This is a genomic window from Caballeronia sp. LZ034LL (assembly GCF_031451215.1).
Taxonomy (GTDB): domain Bacteria; phylum Pseudomonadota; class Gammaproteobacteria; order Burkholderiales; family Burkholderiaceae; genus Caballeronia.
This window is the reverse complement of the sequence record NZ_JARUXR010000004.1, coordinates 1,391,260-1,406,571: the sequence shown is the minus strand read 5'-3', so window position 1 is coordinate 1,406,571 and position 15,312 is coordinate 1,391,260. Positions and strand designations below refer to the sequence as shown.

Below are 15,312 nucleotides of genomic sequence, written 5' to 3'. Positions count from 1 at the left end.
CATTGACGTACAGGAAGTTCAGCCGACCTGGTTCAGCTCGAACACGTAATCGATCGCGTGGCCGTTCCAGTTGTACTCGAGATAGGCCGCGTGGTGGCAGTCGCGCAGCATCGTCGTGCGCAGGGCCGCGAGGCATTCACCCTGCGGGTCGCGCACCGACGGATACGCAATCCCCGCCGCGCCGGCCTCACGCGCCGCACGGCCGAGCGCGCGGCCCGCGCCATAGTCGACGGGATCGAGGAGACGCACATCCAGACCATTCCGCGCGATGGCGTCCCCGCGCAAATCCACCACTTCCCCGTACGCGGTCACCGAATAGAGGCGCATTTGCTGGCGCAGCGGCGCTTCGTTCGTGGCGCGCAGGAACAGACTCGAGTGGTAACGCGTTTCCTCGATGGCCGTCTGCCGGTCGCGGGCGCAATAGAACACGCCGTAGTGTCCGTCGGAGAAACGGCTGCCATTGGGGTTCAGATGCGTGAACGCGGCCATGATCGGCCCGCAGCCCGGCCCGAAGCAGCGCTCGTCCTGCGGCACGAGATCCAGTTCGCCAAGTTCGGTCCGCAGGCGGTCGTTGGTCATGGCTTCCAGTGCGTACAACGCTTCGAAATCGTGCGGCGACGCCACGCGGTCGAACAAATTCACAGCGGGAAAGCGGGTAGGAATCACGCGATACGCAGGCGACCAGTCGAGCAGGCCATGCGGCCAGCGTTCCCGCCAGTCGGACGGGTTCTTGCCGAATTCGATGCCCATCACGCCCATCCGCCTCGCATGGCATCGAGGTATTGCCGAACGGCGAGCAGGTCGCTGATGTTGCCGGCCAGCATGCGGTCAAGCGCCGGCTTGCCGCCGAAGGGCGGCGCGGTGTTGGGACGGCGGATCCAGGTGTCGGCGGCGCCGGGGTCCGGCAGCAGGATTTGCAGCGCCTTGTAGATGCCGAGAATGAGCGACAGGCGTTCGAGCTTGTCGCGTTCGAGCCGCGCCGATTCAGGCGCGTTCTTCCATTTGAAGTATGTGGAACGCCCGGGCGAACCCAGCAGGATGATCTGCTCTTCGGCTGATAGCGACCAGTCCCGGGCGATGTTGATGAAGGCACGCAAGCCGGCGGCGGAAAGGTCGCCTGAATGCAGTGCCGGGGGCGGCGGCGTGTGGCCTGTCGCCGCTGAATGGGCGCGTGCGGCATGGGACATGTCATCAAGTCTCTAGAAGAACTTGATGATCATATTAGTCCATATATGGATTAATTCAAGCAATGCATGAACTTTCGTGCTCGGCGCGACGGATCACGCGTCTTCATCAACGGGCCCGTAACGGCGGCCCGGCACATGCGCTCTCAACGCTTCGGCGATCTCCTTGGACGTGCAGTTGGCGGGAAAGATGCGGCACTGGACGCGCGGATCGTTCTTGTTCTCCCATTCGACCATCCGGTAGGCCGGACCGAACAGCGGCTCGACCGGCGCCGACAGGCGGCAGCGGCGCAACGCGAGCGCGTGCTTCTTGCGCAGCGTCGGAGCGAGATTGGCGAAAGACGGGCGCGCAGTGGTGTTGGCGGGCATGGCACATTCCTCATCGTGGGCGGCTCGGGCCGTCATGCTGACGGCGCCAGCGGAGCCGGATCGCGTCTGGAGTGTGTCGGCCCAGAATTAAGCGCGACTTAATTTCGAGATAGCGAACGAGAAGGCGCGTCGAAATGTCACCGGATCGCGCGAAAATGGCGTTGGCGTACCGGTCAAGAGGGCTGCGGTATTTTCACCACGCTGGAATCGGCAGGTTTGCCGGGACGATCGATTACTGTATATTCGTACAGCTTGTTCGTAACAGGAGCTTGCCGATGAATCCACGTAGCGATTCGCTCGAAGCCGCCGCGCTCGAACGTTTCATGCGCGCGACGCGAGCCGTCCACGCAGCGTTCGACGCCACGCGAAGCGAGCCCGGACTCGAAGCAAACGGCCAGTCCGCCGCGTCTTCAATCGGCCGACTCGACGCCGCCTTACACGAACTCGACACCTCCGAGCGCTCGCTCGACGCCATCCTCTCGCGCAGAGCGGGCCACTCACCGTTGGAGCGAAACCTTTGAAGCGCGCATTGCTCATTCTTCTGCTGGTCTTCGGCTCGTCGTCGTTGTTCGCAGCCGAGCGTTACACGGAAGTCTGGAATCCGCCCGAGGCGCAAGCCGTGAAGGGCAAGCAGAAGGGACACACGGGCAGCCAGATCGCCGCGAAGAAAAAGCGCAAGAGCGCGACGGCGGTGAAGCAGGTGGCCGACAAGGCCGCGATCGAAGCGCCCGTCGTCACGGCACGGCCGAAGGCATCGTCGCCGAAGCAATCCGAACCGATGATTCCGCGCAAGATCGAACCGAACGGTCAGGTGATGCGCGTCTGATATCGCCGGACGGGTTCACAAAATGAAAAGGGGCGCCCGGTCGGGCGCCCCTTTTCATTTGCACAAGTCGCGACCCGCTCAAAGCAGCGCGGGCGCGCGGGACGTCACAGCCGTCCCATCAGCAAAAGCACGATCACCACGATCAACACGACGCCGACAATACCGCTCGGCCCATAACCCCAACTGCGGCTATGCGGCCAGGACGGAATGGCGCCGATCAGGATCAGGATCAGGATGATCAGCAGGATGGTTCCGATCGTCATTTTGACGTCTCCTTGTTAATTGATCGCGATTGACGAATCGACACCCGGCGCGGCCTCCCAACTGCCGTACAGCACAGTGCGCCGGGGCGGCGGAGCTTGCTGTCGTCCGGTCCGAGGTGCGATCGACGAGGAGAATAGAGCAATGGCTGTGCCAGTCAGCCTGTAACCCAGGCGGCACAAGGCTTCAGGCGTATCCCGGACAGACGCGGGAACAGGCGGATTGTCAAAAATGACGAGCGAACGATAGGGGAAGCGCAAAATTTGCAACCGACGGGAGCGCGGATCGCCGCGCTCCTGCCATGCAGGCGCTCAGGCGGGCCTTCAGAAGATGCCGCGGAACGCCCAGAACAGGAAGCCCGCGAGCGCGATCGAAACCGGCAGCGTCAGGATCCACGCGAGCGCCAGGCTGCGCACCGTGCGCCATTGCAGGCCGGAACCGTTCGCGGCCATCGTGCCGGCAATGCCCGACGAAAGCACGTGCGTCGTGCTGACCGGAAGGCCGTAGGCATCGGCGGCGCCGATGGTCAGCATCGCGACGAGTTCCGCCGATGCGCCTTGTCCATACGTCAGATGCGTCTTGCCGATGCGCTCGCCCACCGTCACGACGATGCGCTTCCAGCCGACCATCGTGCCAAGTCCCAGCGCCACTGCCACGGCCACCTTCACCCACGTCGGGATGAACTTGGTCGCGTGATCGAGCTGCTTCTTGTAGTTGTCGAGAGTCGCGAGGTCGGGTTGCGAGAACGCGGGCGTCTTCTGCTTCTCCATGATGCGCAGCGCCTCGGACGCAACATACATCTCGTTGCGCACGTTGCGGACGTTGCCTTGCGGCAGTTCAGCCATGGTCTGACTCGGGCGAACCTGCGATTCGATCGAGTCGACGAGGCTTTTCAGCGAGGCCACCGAGTCCGGTGCTAAGGTTTTCGTCTGGACGAACTTCTCGACTTGGGCGCGTGCATCGGCGGCGGGCGCGACGCCGTTGCTGTAGCGCTGCAACGTCTCGGCCGCGCTGTGGCTCACGGCGAGGAAGGTCTGCGTTTCGTTGGCCGTCACGGCCTTGTTGAGCGCATAGGCAGTCGGCACGGTGCCGATCAGGATCAGCATGATGAGGCCCATGCCCTTCTGGCCGTCGTTGGAGCCGTGCGCGAACGAGACGCCCGTGCAGGTCAGGATCAGCAGGCAGCGGATCCAGAATGGCGGCGGCGCGTTCTTTTCCGGCTCCTTGTAAAGCGCCGGCACGTGCACGACGAGCTTCAGCACATACAGCAGGAAGCCCGCGAGAATGAAGCCGACGATCGGCGAAAACAGCAGCGACTTGCCGACCGACACCGCCTGGCTCCAGTCGACGCCCGACGTGCCGTTCGAACCATGCAGCATCTGGTTCATCAGGCCGACGCCGATCACGGAACCGATCAGCGTATGCGAGCTGGACGAGGGCAGGCCGAGCGCCCAGGTGCCGAGGTTCCAGATGATCGCGGCGATCAGCAGCGCGAACACCATGGCGAAGCCCTGCGAACTGCCGACGCCGATGATGAGTTCCACCGGCAGCAGTTGCAGGATGCCGAACGCCACCGCGCCGCTGGAAATCAGCACGCCGATGAAGTTCCACATGCCGGACCAGACCACTGCCAGATTGGGCGTCAGCGAATGGGTGTAGATGACGGTGGCGACGGCGTTGGCCGTGTCATGGAAGCCATTGACGAATTCGAAGCCGAGCGCGATCAACAGCGCGACGCCCAGCAGGACATACGGCAGTACCGACGATTCCCGCACCGGCGCGAGATCCTCGAGCAGATGCATCACGCAATAGACGACGCCGGCCGCGATCACCAGCAGAAAGATCAGCAGGGCGTAGCGCTGGCCGGGAGAGCGGCCGCTCTCGGTCTGGGGAAAGACAACTTGATTCATGTCGCGTCCTTGAGGCTGGGCTTGCGCGAGTTGCGCGAGTGGGCGGCAAATAGGGAAACGGCGGATAGGTGCGTTGCAAAGCACAATCGCTGATGTTTCACCCGCCGTGTGTCGATTTCGTGAAACACGCGTCAATCGCGAATCAATCGTGAATTCATATGATCTGAACGGCGGCGCAGGCGCGCTCGGGAGTCACCATGACGATGTGGTTTGAAATCGCGTTGCGGGCGGGCCAGCAAGAGGACGGGCGGGCGACGTTGATCGCGGCGCTCGGGCGGATCGCCGCGTTTGCCGGGCATCCGTCCACGCGCGCGCTGCTGCATGTGCGCGAGATTCCGCTGAAAGCGCCGGACTGGCGGCTGACGGTCGAGACGCTGGACGGCGCGCGCACGCTGCGCGCCATCCAGACGGAACAGCCGCCGATGCCCGGCTTCACGCGCTACCGGAGCTTTGCGCGACCGGCCGGCGACGATCTCGGCGCATCGCTGCGCGAATTTGCCGAAGCCGAAGCTGGATTGCGTGTGCCGCTGGCGAAGGCGCATCGAGTGATCGGGTTTGCGGCCCAGACAGTGCCGGCTGCCGGCGACGGTCGTGAAATCGAGCGCATCGAATGGCGCATCGACATGGACGGCGTGTACCTGCGCGCGTTGTTCGAAACCGCTGCCGATGGCCATCCGGAACTGCGTCTCTCTGCGCCGGCCGTGGACGGTTCGCTGGACGCGCTGTTCAGTCTCGCCGGCGCGGTCATCGATGCAACGCCGTTCGTCGTTGCGTCCGGCGCGGCATCCGCATCCAGTGTCGATCCCGTGTATGCGATCGGCCTCGACGTGCCGCCTTCAGCGACGCGGCGAGCGGGCTTCGTCGCGATGGCGGCGTCGGTGGCCGGACAGTGGTTCGGCAACGAAGCCGCCGCGCGCCACGGTCTCGGCGACGAACACGTGCATCAACTGCGGGTCGCGCAGCGGCGTCTGAAGACGTTGCTGAAGCTGTTTCGCGACGATATCGACGAGACCTGGCATACGCACATCGCCCCGGAACTTGCCTGGTTCGGCGGGCTGCTCGCCGAGGCGCGCGACTGGGATGTTTTCGCCGGCAAGACGCTGCCGGCCTACGCCGCTTCCGACGATGACGCCACCCGCTGGCAAGCACTCGCCGTGGCGGCAGAAGCGAGGCGCCAGGACGCACGCGAAAGGCTGCGCGATGCACTCGCGTCGCAACGGCATGCGCGGCTTGCGCTGGCCTTCATCGAATGGCTCGCGCGTTTCGCGGTGCAGGAGGATGCCGTTCCGACGAGTTTCGTCGCGTTCGCGGCGAGGCGGATCCGCAAGGACTATCGCCGGATCGCCGGCGTGCCCGATCTCGTCCGGCTGCCGGCGCAGGAGCGGCACCGCGTGCGCATTCAGGTCAAAAGGCTGCGCTACGCGCTGGAATTCTTCCGCTCGATCCTGTCGTCCCGCACCCGCAAGCACGCCGGCGAGCTGCTCGGGCAACTTCAGTCCGCGCTGGGCGAAGCCAACGATGCCGTCGTCGCCGCCGACCGCCTCGCCTCGCTGCCCGAAGCCACCGACTATCAGCGCGGTTTCGCGCGCGCGTGGAGCGCGGCCGCGGCGCGAACCGACGCGCAGGAAGGCGAGCGCGTGTTGCGCGCGCTGCGTCGTCCGCGGCTGAAGGCGTCGCTATAATGCGGCACGCCGGATTGTTTCGATTTCAGTAACGGCGCGACCTCTGGAGACGATGCATGAACGGTGACGAACCGCTCGCGCGGCACGAGTCGCTGGAACTCGGCGGTTCCGTGTGGCTCACGAACGGGACGGAAACACTCGGCGGCGCGTCGCGCATTGCGTTGCTCGCCGCGATCCGCGACGCCGGGTCGATCACGGCCGCCGCCAAGCGGATCGGCATGAGTTACAAGGCAGCGTGGGACGCCGTCGATACGATGAACAACCTCGCCGGCGAGCCGCTTGTGACTACGTCGAGCGGCGGTCGCGGCGGCGGCGGCACGACGCTCACGCCGGCGGCGCTGCGGCTCATCGAGACATATCGCGTGGTGGAGCGCGAGCATCGCAAATTTCTGCAACAGGCGGGCGCGGCGATCGCCGGCTTTGCCCATGACTGGCAACTGATCGGGAGACTGGGGATGAAAACAAGCGCACGCAATCAACTGGCAGGCAAGGTGACCAAGGTCACGCGCGGTGCCGTCAACGATGAAATCGAACTCGGCCTGCCGGGCGGCCAGACCATCGTCGCGGTCGTGACGCACGAGAGCACGCAGGCGCTCGGCCTGAAGGAAGGCAGCGACGCCTTCGCGCTGATCAAGGCATCGTGGGTGATGCTGATGGAAGACACGAACGCCAAGCTCTCGGCGCGCAATCAGCTGCGCGGCACGGTCAGCAACGTGACGAAAGGCGCGGTGAACGCGGAAGTGTCACTGACGCTCGACGGCGGCACTACCGTCACGGCGATCATCACCAACCAGAGCGCCGACACGCTCGGACTCGCGCAAGGTCAAAAGGCGGTGGCGGTGATCAAGGCGTCGAGCGTGATCATCGGCGTGAACGACTGAGCCTCTGATTTCGACTGAATCTCAGGCGGCGTCTGGATCCGTCGCCTGGACCTCCGTGCGATGCTCCGGCGCACGCGGGCGTTTCACCTTCCAGCTGGCTCGCACATAGGGCCGTGCATGGCCCGACAAACCGAGGGCGATCTCGGTGATCCAGTGCTGCGTCGGCACCGGCACGCCGTGCAACGCGATGACGACCGCCGCGAAACTCGCGGCCACGGGCATCGGCGCCAGCTTCCCGGGCTCGGCGCGCCACGCAAAGCGCACGAAAATCAGCGCAACCACGGCGCCGAGCGCACATCCCGCGACGACCTCCGACACCGAATGGGCATCGAGCACCACGCGCGACACGCCCACGGCCAGCCCCAACAGCAATCCGGCGACGACGCCGAGCGCCCGCAACGGTCCCCGTGCGGGCAGCAACGCGACGAAGACGGCCACCGGCAGCACCGACGTGGACATGAGCGCGTGTCCGCTGATGCCGGTGAAATCGAAATCGCGCAAGCCGATTCCCCAGCCGATGAACGCAATCTTGCTCAACGCGACCAGGCCGCTTGCGGTGCCGAGCAGCGCGAGCCATGCGCCCGCGTATTTCCAGCGATAGCCGAGCGCGAGCCACGCGGCAATGATGAGCGCGACCGGGCCCATCACGCCGACGCTGCCGAGCGCGGTGATCCAGTACCAGACGGAAACGGGAAGCTCCATGGACATTGATGGCTTGGGAATAAGGGTTGCTGCAACGCAGTAACGGACGGCTGGCACTGCCAAGTCTCGTTTTGGCAGGCTAATCCTCAGCAGTATAACTGCCCGCCGCTGTACGCAATTATGTGGCAGCGCGGGCCGAGTTCGCTCGTTACATCGCGTAACTTTCATTTAATTTTCGCTATTTTGTTGAATTGCTGTTAATTCGTCCCGATATGTCATGCGCGGACGAGCGTTCGTCCGGGCAAAAGGTGTTATTGTGCATTGCACAACCCGGCGCGGAAATCCTGCTCGCGCCGTTCGATTGCCGTTTGCGGAGGACTCAGCCGAATGTCGAAAAGCCTTACCAAGCTCTGGCTGCGCGGCTTGAGACGCCTGGTCGCCAGCCACGTTGAAGCGGTTCACGCTCCCAAGCCACGGACCAAACCCAAGGCCAAGCCCACGCCCACGCGGGCTAAAACCGTCAAGTCGAAACTCCAGTCGGGCGCGGCGGCCAAGGCGTCGTCGCCGCGCACCGGCGCGCGTCCGGCCGCGCGCGAATCGCGGGTTCGACCGCGCGCGTCGGCCTGGGCGCGCGGAAAGTGGGCGCGTTCGTACCATTCGGCGCCGCCGACTTCGGCCGGCCGTCTGGTGAATCATCTGTCGTATGCGCTTTATCTGCCGCCGAACGAAAGCGCCGAGCGGATGCCGCTTGTCGTCATGCTGCACGGCTGCAAACAGAATGCGGACGAGTTCGCTCAAGGCACGCGCATCAATCTTCTCGCCGATAAATACGGCTTCGCGGTGCTATATCCGGAGCAGTCCAAGCACGAGCATGCGCATCGCTGCTGGCACTGGTACGACGACTCGGGCGGCGGCGGTGGCGGCGAGGCGGCTTCCGTGATCTCGCTCGTGAAGGCGATCGTCGCGGATCACGATCTCGACGAAGAGCGCGTCTACGTTGCCGGGATGTCGGCCGGGGCGGGGCTCGCCGCGCTGCTCGCGATCCGCCATCCGCAGACGTTCGCGGCGGTCGGGCTGCATTCCGGCGTGGTATTCGGCGAGGCGCATTCGGCGATCGGCGCAATGGATGTCATGCGCCGCGGCAGCCGCACGGATCCGGTCGCCCTGATCGATGCCGCCGTCGACGTTCGCGATTACCCCGGCATGCCGGCGATCATCGTTCATGGCGAGCTGGATTCGGTCGTCACAGCCGCGAATGCCGAGCAACTGACGCGGCAGTTCCTGCGGCTGAACGGTTTCATCGATGCGGAAGGCAACCGCCGCGCGGGCGAATTCCGCGAGGAGAAACTCTCGGACGGCGTGGTCAGCGATTACATCAAGAACGGCCGCCGGGTCGTGAAAACGTCGATCGTGCGCGGATTGGGTCATGCATGGGCGGGCGGCGACGACACCGTGGCCTTCCATTCGTCGAAAGGGCCGGATTCATCGGCCGTGATGTGGGAATTTTTCAAGCACCAGCGACGCTCCGGCGAGGCCGCCAGCAAGGCCCGCGTGGCGTGACGGGCGTCGACGTGTCGCAAAATTGTGTTTGAGATCAGAGATTTATTGTTTTTGGGGCTGGCGCTGGATCAGGGATTACCCTATAATCGCTTAATAGGTAGTAACCCTAGTATCCCAGCGAGGCCCACCATGTTCCTGCTCAGCCGCATTTTCCTGTTCCTGACCAAGTCTGCCGACCAGCGCGACCGCGAGCGCGACGACGCCTATCTCGCCGAAGCCACGGACGTGTACGATCTTGAATATCGTATGAAGAAGCTGGATCAGCGAGTCAAGACGCGTCATCCGCAGTGGATGTCGAACTAAGTCTCTGACTTGAATAGTTCGCCGGATTCAGCTTCCGGCAGCAACGCATAGAAAGCCGGCTCAATTGCTTGAGCCGGCTTTTTCTCGTCCCGAATTTTTGCGCTTGCCGTTCTAGACCTTCGGAGCGTCGGAGGTGTCCGGGATATCCGGCGTGTCCGGCGACTGCACGCCGAAGCAGCCGCGATACGTGGCGTAGAACGAGCAATACAGCGCGGTGGTGACGAGAATCGACGCCGGCATCAGCACCGCCAACGCCATCTCCTGCCCGGCGCCGAGCGCCTGCATCAATGCGGTGAGGCCGAACGACACCGCAAGCGCAATGCAAATCCACAACACGCCGTAGTAGACGAACGCCCCACGGTTGCGCCAGCACGACACCAGGCTGAAGAACAACGCCTTGGCGGGCGGCACGTCGTGCCACGCGACGAGGATCGGCGCGAACCAGAACAACATCGCGAACGGGATGTAGCACGCCAGCGCAACGAGCACCGCGAGCGGACTGAAGCTGGCCGCGACGGTTTCGGGGTCGCCCGCGGGCGCGTCGCCCATCATGAGGTTCAGCAGCGTACCGCCGTCCACCAGCGCCGACACCGCGAAAATCACGGCCATCGCCACGACATACAACGCGCCGAGCGCGAGCAACCGGCGCGCAACGATGCTCCCGTACGAGCGGAAGCCGTCGACGAGCACGGTCGGCCAGACGGGTTTGCCGGCAATCGTGTTGCGGCATGCCGCCATGAAGCCGACCGCCACGCCCGGGATGAACAGGAGCGGCAGCACCGGCCCGATCAGCGGCACGCGCGAAATCAGCGTCATCACGAACAAATAGGCGAAGAACACCGTGAGAAACGCAAAGGGATTGCGGCGAAACAGCCAGATTCCCTGGCGGAACCACACGTAGCCGGTCTTGGCGGGAACTTCGATCAGTCGCATAGAGAGGATCAGCCTTGTGCGAATGGAGCAGCAGCCTGGACGCGCGCGCGCAGGATGCGTTCGAAATGACCCGGATCGTGCGCGTTCAGCATCTGCGCTTCACGCGGCCGATGAAAATCATGCAGGCGCGACACCCAGAAGCGCATCGCGCCTGCGCGCAGCATGTCGTTCCAGTGACGCTCCTCGGCAGGCGTGAACGGCCGAACGGTCTGATACGCGCGCAGCAACGCATCGACACGCGCGGCATCCAGCGCGCCCGTCGCGAGATCCGTGCACCAGTCGTTGACGGTCACGGCGACATCGAACAGCCATTTGTCGACACCCGCGAAATAGAAATCGAAGAAACCGCCGAGGCGCGCATGTTCGAGCCCGGGCGCAAACAGCACATTGTCGCGGAACAGGTCGCAATGACACGGGCCGCCGGGCAGCGCCGCGTAATCCGCCGAGCCAAAGAACGCCGCCTGCCACGCCAACTCGCCTTCGAACAACTCGCGCTGCTCATGGCTCAGGAATTCGACGATCGACGGCGCCTTTTCCTGCCACCATGACAGGCTGCGCAGATTCGGCTGATGCTGCGGAAAATCGCGTCCGGCCAGATGCAGGCGCGCGAGCATCTGCCCGACCTCGATGCAATGCGCGGGCGTCGGCGCGAGTTCGGGCGCGCCTTCCAGCTTGGTAACCACCGAGGCGGGCTTGCCATGCAGCATGCCGAACAGCGTGCCGTCACGGCGCGGCATCGGATCGGGCACGGGCACGCGATGCGAGGCCAGATGGCGCATCAGATCGAGATAGAACGGCAACTGCGTGGCGCTCAGATTCTCGAAGATCGTCAGCACGTATTCGCCGCGCGTGGTCGTGAGAAAGAAATTGCTGTTTTCGATACCGGACTGGATGCCGCGCAATTCGACGACATCGCCGAGATCGTAGTCTTGCAGCCAGTCGCCGAGCTCGGCGTGGGTGACGGGGGTAAAGACGGCCATGCAGGGAAGCGTCGGTCAGGTTGGACGGCCCGGAGCGGGCCTGTGAAGATCGGCGCGGCCTATCACACGCCGCGCCGCGAGGCCGCGACCCGCTTTCATCGGGCGGGTCCGGCGCGATCAGGAAAGATCAGTAACGCAGGTTGATCGACGGCAGGCGGGTGCTGGCCTTGCCGTTGTCGCGCACTTGCGGCGAGGTATCGGCGGGCGCGCTCATCTGATAACGCGTGCCGAAGTTGGAATGCACGTCGATCTCGACGGGCTTGCCCTTGTCGCGGAATTCGGTGATTTCAGTGCCGTTCGTGCTCAGTTCGTGAAAGCTCGGCGTGCGCGGCGGCGAGATTTCGACTTTCGAACTGACATTGGCCGGCGGCCGGTTGATGGCTTTCAGATCCGGAAGGCCCGCTGCTTCTTCCGGCGACATTTTCTGCGTGGCGGGTTGCGGCTCGATTTGAGCGGCTTGCGGCGCTGGCTGCGCAACTGCGCCGAGGCTTGCGGCGGCGAGGACTGCCGCGACGGCGGCGCAAAGGTGCAGCTTCATGATGGTTCTCCAGGCGATGGCCGGATTCTAGCAAAAAGCCTTGCCGAATCAGTGGAACGCCTTATTGTGCGCTGGTTTTCAGCATTTCGACGTGGCGCCGAAAAAACACTGTTGCACGGTGTGATTGCACGCACTCACGCGATCAGGGGCTTCATGGATCGGGCATTCTTCCGTGTTAAGGTCGATTCATCGAGGGCATCAAAAAAGACACAAGATCATGACAAACGACCGGACTCAAAGCACCCAGGGCACGCCTGCCAACGACTTCCCGACCGAATCCTTCGAAGATCCTGTCGCGGCCGTCACGCGGCTTTCCGCGATCTATGAAGCCAACACCGCATTCCTGCGCGACGCATTCGCGCGCTATCGGCGCAACGAGCAGTTCACGCACCGCGTGCGAGCGTGCTATCCCTTCGTGCGCGTGCGGACCGAGTTGAACACGCAGATCGATTCACGCCGTTCGTATGGTTTCGTCGCCGGCCCGGGCATCTATGAAACGACGCTCACGCGTCCCGACCTGTTCGGCGACTACTATCGCGAGCAGTTGCGCCTGCTCGCGAAGAATCATCATGTGGGGATCGAAGTGGGCGTGTCGGCGCAGCCGATCCCGATTCACTTCGCATTCGCCGAAGGCATTCATCTCGAAGGCGACCTGGATCGCGACCGTCTGCTCGCGATGCGCAACATCTTCGATACGCCGGACCTCGCGCTGCTCGACGACCGCATCGTCAACGGTACCTTCGAGCCCGGGCCTGGCGAGCCGCATCCGCTCGCGTTGTTCACAGCGGCGCGCGTGGACTTCTCGCTGCACCGGCTGCGCCACTACACCGCGACCTCGCCGACGCATTTCCAGAACTACGTGCTGTACACGAACTACCAGTTCTATATCGACGAATTCGTGAAGCTCGGCCGCACGATGATGTCGCGTGCCGACGACGAAGCCACGCGCGCCTATCGCAGCGAGTATTCATCGTTCGTCGAACCCGGCGACGTCGTCACGTATAACGCGAACCTCGGCGAACAGCCCGAGGAGGGCGCGGCCCCCGCACGCCTGCCGCAGATGCCCGCGTATCACCTGAAGCGCGCGGACGGCAGCGGCATCACGATGGTGAATATCGGCGTGGGACCGTCGAACGCGAAGACGATCACGGACCATATCGCGGTGCTGCGCCCGCATGCGTGGATCATGCTTGGACATTGCGCGGGGTTGCGCAATACGCAGCGGCTCGGCGACTACGTGCTCGCCCACGGTTACGTGCGTGAAGATCACGTGCTCGATGACGACCTGCCGCTGTGGGTGCCGGTGCCGGCGCTGGCGGAAGTGCAGGTGGCGCTGGAGAAGGCGGTCGCCCAGGTGACGCAGCTCGAAGGCACCGACCTGAAGCGCGTGATGCGCACGGGCACGGTGGCGAGCGTGGATAACCGCAACTGGGAACTGCGCGATCATCGCGAGCCGGTACGGCGGCTGTCGCAGAGCCGGGCCGTTGCGCTCGACATGGAAAGCGCGACGATCGCCGCCAACGGCTTCCGTTTCCGCGTGCCGTACGGGACCTTGCTATGCGTGTCGGACAAGCCGCTGCATGGCGAACTGAAACTGCCCGGCATGGCCGACCAGTTCTATCGCGCGCAGGTGGATCAGCATCTGCAGATCGGCGTGAAGGCGATGGAGTTGTTGCGCATGAACGGGCTGTCGCAATTGCACAGCCGCAAGCTGCGCAGCTTCGCCGAAGTCGCGTTCCAATAAGCGGGGTGTCAGTTGCCGGGCCGGGCGGCGGAGGCGCCGCCCTCGACGTCACTCGTGACGATTGATGCAGAACCGGTCGTCCGTGTATCCGCACTGGACCTTGGTCGCGGCCGACTTCTCCTTGCCGCTCAACGCCCAGACGTCGATCACCTCACGGCCCCGGTCGCGATTGAGCGTGAGCAATTGATCTTCTCCGGTCTCGCCGAACTTCTTCGGGTAAAGATGCCGCAACCAGCTGTTCGATGCGCCTTTCAGGTTTCCGACCTGCGCCAGTCCGCATACATCGAAAATCCAGGCGCCGTTTCCGGAAAAATATGAGATGAGGCCGATCTCACACGTACGAATATGGACCGGATTCGGTGAGTACTGAGCAATCCGATACGCGCCTTGACCAATGAAATCGCTGGCCACTTCACGGTACTCGGAATAGATCGGCTGATCTTCGTTCCATGCGTGGTACTTGTTCTGCGAGTAATTCGACACGACGAGCAGCGCGAACGAAAGGGAAATGAGCGCACCGGAAAGCGTGCTCGTCCTGATCGATCCCGAGCGGCGCAGCTCGATGGTCGTGGCGACCCACAAGGCGAAGAAAACAATCAGGAAATTCTCGCTGTACCAGTCGAAGCTCCCCGACATCGAGTGCGCGATCAGCAGCAATGCTGCCGCGCAGGGCGCCATGACGAAGAAGAGTTTCTTGCTCTTCAGCGAGAAAAGAAGCGGCATCGCAATGAAGACCCAGCCGATCCATGCCTTCGAGAAGCCCATCAATTGGGCGATGTGCTCCGGCAGGACATCGAGCGCATTCTGATCGTTGAACAGTTTCAGCTTCGAGGTGACTTCCTTCGACCAGATGGTGCTGGGCACGGGATAGACCTTGAGCGCAAGCATGATGACTGCATACACGGCCAGCGCCATCAGAAGGCCGCAGCTGAACTTGAGCAACGCGCCCTTTCGGGTGCCATAAACACAGGCGGTCACGCACGTCGCGATAAGGCCGATTTCCGGACGCGACAATCCCACCAGACACACGACAATGCCGGTCAGATAGATATTTTCGGACCGGTCGGCCAGCAGCTTGATGAGGGTGAACAACGACAAAAACAGAACGCCGCCTTCCATCAACAGTGTGGAATCCAGCGATCCGCTCAGGAGAAAAAATGCGATGGACAGAAGCAGGTACGAACGGATCCTGTCCAGCCAGAAAGGCAGAAACAAAAAGAATGAGACAAACGCTCCGGATAGAAACGAAAACCGGGCAGCGGCAATGCTTCTCAACGGAATGTGAAAGAGGTCGAGAAAGGCAAGACCCGGAACGAGCGTAAGAAGGTGCAGCGGTGAACTTGCGAGCAGCATTGAAGAATGCGCAATAGGAAAATAGCGGGCGGTCCCCGCTTCCACAATGTTAGTCGCAATATGCAAGTAAATGAAACTATCGTCGAACCACGCGGTTCTTTTGAAAAGAAAAAGTGCCGCCAAAGAAAGCATGCTCATGGCGAGCA

At 63.2% G+C, this 15,312-nt stretch carries 17 protein-coding genes; 7 read left to right on the top strand and 10 right to left on the bottom strand.

The genetic code is table 11. The features are described 5' to 3' along the window. Positions 1 to 18: 18 nt before the first annotated feature. The 3 genes from QCE83_RS33835 to QCE83_RS33825 form a co-directional block, all read right to left on the bottom strand. Complete coding sequence (locus QCE83_RS33835) at positions 19 to 750, bottom strand: RES family NAD+ phosphorylase (RefSeq protein WP_309821099.1); 732 nt, start codon at positions 748 to 750, stop codon at positions 19 to 21. Next, positions 750 to 1,187: an MbcA/ParS/Xre antitoxin family protein gene (locus QCE83_RS33830; protein WP_309821098.1), complete on the bottom strand. Its 438-nt coding sequence runs from the start codon at positions 1,185 to 1,187 to the stop codon at positions 750 to 752. Before QCE83_RS33830 ends, QCE83_RS33835 begins: the two co-directional genes overlap by 1 nt. Before the next feature lie 93 nt (positions 1,188 to 1,280). Next, positions 1,281 to 1,553, bottom strand: a complete 273-nt coding sequence (locus QCE83_RS33825) for a DUF2866 domain-containing protein (RefSeq protein WP_309821097.1) — start codon at positions 1,551 to 1,553, stop codon at positions 1,281 to 1,283. A gap of 275 nt (positions 1,554 to 1,828) precedes the next feature. Between QCE83_RS33825 and QCE83_RS33820 the strand changes: the two genes are divergently transcribed. After that, positions 1,829 to 2,074, top strand: coding sequence for a hypothetical protein (locus QCE83_RS33820; RefSeq protein ID WP_309821096.1), 246 nt, complete (start codon positions 1,829 to 1,831; stop codon positions 2,072 to 2,074). Then, positions 2,071 to 2,379, top strand: a complete 309-nt coding sequence (locus QCE83_RS33815; RefSeq protein WP_309821095.1) for a hypothetical protein — start codon at positions 2,071 to 2,073, stop codon at positions 2,377 to 2,379. Before QCE83_RS33820 ends, QCE83_RS33815 begins: the two co-directional genes overlap by 4 nt. Positions 2,380 to 2,483: 104 nt before the next feature. Here the strand turns inward: QCE83_RS33815 and QCE83_RS33810 are convergent, their stop codons facing one another. Continuing rightward, positions 2,484 to 2,642, bottom strand: coding sequence for a DUF3309 family protein (locus QCE83_RS33810; protein WP_086971801.1), 159 nt, complete (start codon positions 2,640 to 2,642; stop codon positions 2,484 to 2,486). A gap of 321 nt (positions 2,643 to 2,963) precedes the next feature. Next, on the bottom strand, positions 2,964 to 4,550 hold the full coding sequence (locus tag QCE83_RS33805; protein WP_309821094.1) for an inorganic phosphate transporter: 1,587 nt from the start codon (positions 4,548 to 4,550) through the stop codon (positions 2,964 to 2,966). Between the two features lie 197 nt (positions 4,551 to 4,747). Between QCE83_RS33805 and QCE83_RS33800 the strand changes: the two genes are divergently transcribed. Beyond that, positions 4,748 to 6,232, top strand: coding sequence for a CHAD domain-containing protein (locus QCE83_RS33800; RefSeq protein WP_309821093.1), 1,485 nt, complete (start codon positions 4,748 to 4,750; stop codon positions 6,230 to 6,232). Positions 6,233 to 6,288: 56 nt separating this feature from the next. Beyond that, positions 6,289 to 7,113: a TOBE domain-containing protein gene (locus QCE83_RS33795; protein WP_309821092.1), complete on the top strand. Its 825-nt coding sequence runs from the start codon at positions 6,289 to 6,291 to the stop codon at positions 7,111 to 7,113. Positions 7,114 to 7,134: 21 nt separating this feature from the next. On the opposite strand, the gene QCE83_RS33790 is transcribed toward QCE83_RS33795, so the two are convergent. Then, positions 7,135 to 7,821, bottom strand: a complete 687-nt coding sequence (locus QCE83_RS33790; RefSeq protein WP_309821091.1) for a phosphatase PAP2 family protein — start codon at positions 7,819 to 7,821, stop codon at positions 7,135 to 7,137. A gap of 321 nt (positions 7,822 to 8,142) precedes the next feature. On the opposite strand from QCE83_RS33790, the gene QCE83_RS33785 reads away from it, so the two are divergent. Beyond that, positions 8,143 to 9,315, top strand: a complete 1,173-nt coding sequence (locus QCE83_RS33785) for a PHB depolymerase family esterase (protein WP_309821090.1) — start codon at positions 8,143 to 8,145, stop codon at positions 9,313 to 9,315. A 129-nt stretch (positions 9,316 to 9,444) separates the two neighbouring features. Further along, a complete protein-coding gene (locus tag QCE83_RS33780; protein ID WP_309821089.1) occupies positions 9,445 to 9,618 on the top strand; it encodes a DUF3563 family protein in 174 nt (57 codons plus the stop codon). A gap of 111 nt (positions 9,619 to 9,729) precedes the next feature. On the opposite strand, the gene QCE83_RS33775 is transcribed toward QCE83_RS33780, so the two are convergent. The 3 genes from QCE83_RS33775 to QCE83_RS33765 form a co-directional block, all read right to left on the bottom strand. Next, on the bottom strand, positions 9,730 to 10,551 hold the full coding sequence (locus QCE83_RS33775; protein WP_309821088.1) for a BPSS1780 family membrane protein: 822 nt from the start codon (positions 10,549 to 10,551) through the stop codon (positions 9,730 to 9,732). Between the two features lie 8 nt (positions 10,552 to 10,559). Beyond that, positions 10,560 to 11,531, bottom strand: a complete 972-nt coding sequence (locus tag QCE83_RS33770) for a homoserine kinase (RefSeq protein WP_309821087.1) — start codon at positions 11,529 to 11,531, stop codon at positions 10,560 to 10,562. A 127-nt stretch (positions 11,532 to 11,658) separates the two neighbouring features. Further along, positions 11,659 to 12,069, bottom strand: a complete 411-nt coding sequence (locus QCE83_RS33765; RefSeq protein WP_309821086.1) for a hypothetical protein — start codon at positions 12,067 to 12,069, stop codon at positions 11,659 to 11,661. 217 nt (positions 12,070 to 12,286) lie between these two features. Here QCE83_RS33765 and QCE83_RS33760 point away from each other — a divergent pair, with 217 nt between their 5' ends. Beyond that, the gene (locus tag QCE83_RS33760; protein WP_309821085.1) at positions 12,287 to 13,813 is read left to right on the top strand and encodes an AMP nucleosidase; all 1,527 of its coding nucleotides are present in this window, start codon (positions 12,287 to 12,289) and stop codon (positions 13,811 to 13,813) included. Between the two features lie 48 nt (positions 13,814 to 13,861). Here QCE83_RS33760 and QCE83_RS33755 read toward each other — a convergent pair whose 3' ends face one another. Continuing rightward, positions 13,862 to 15,304, bottom strand: a complete 1,443-nt coding sequence (locus tag QCE83_RS33755; RefSeq protein WP_309821084.1) for a hypothetical protein — start codon at positions 15,302 to 15,304, stop codon at positions 13,862 to 13,864. Positions 15,305 to 15,312 lie beyond the last annotated feature (8 nt).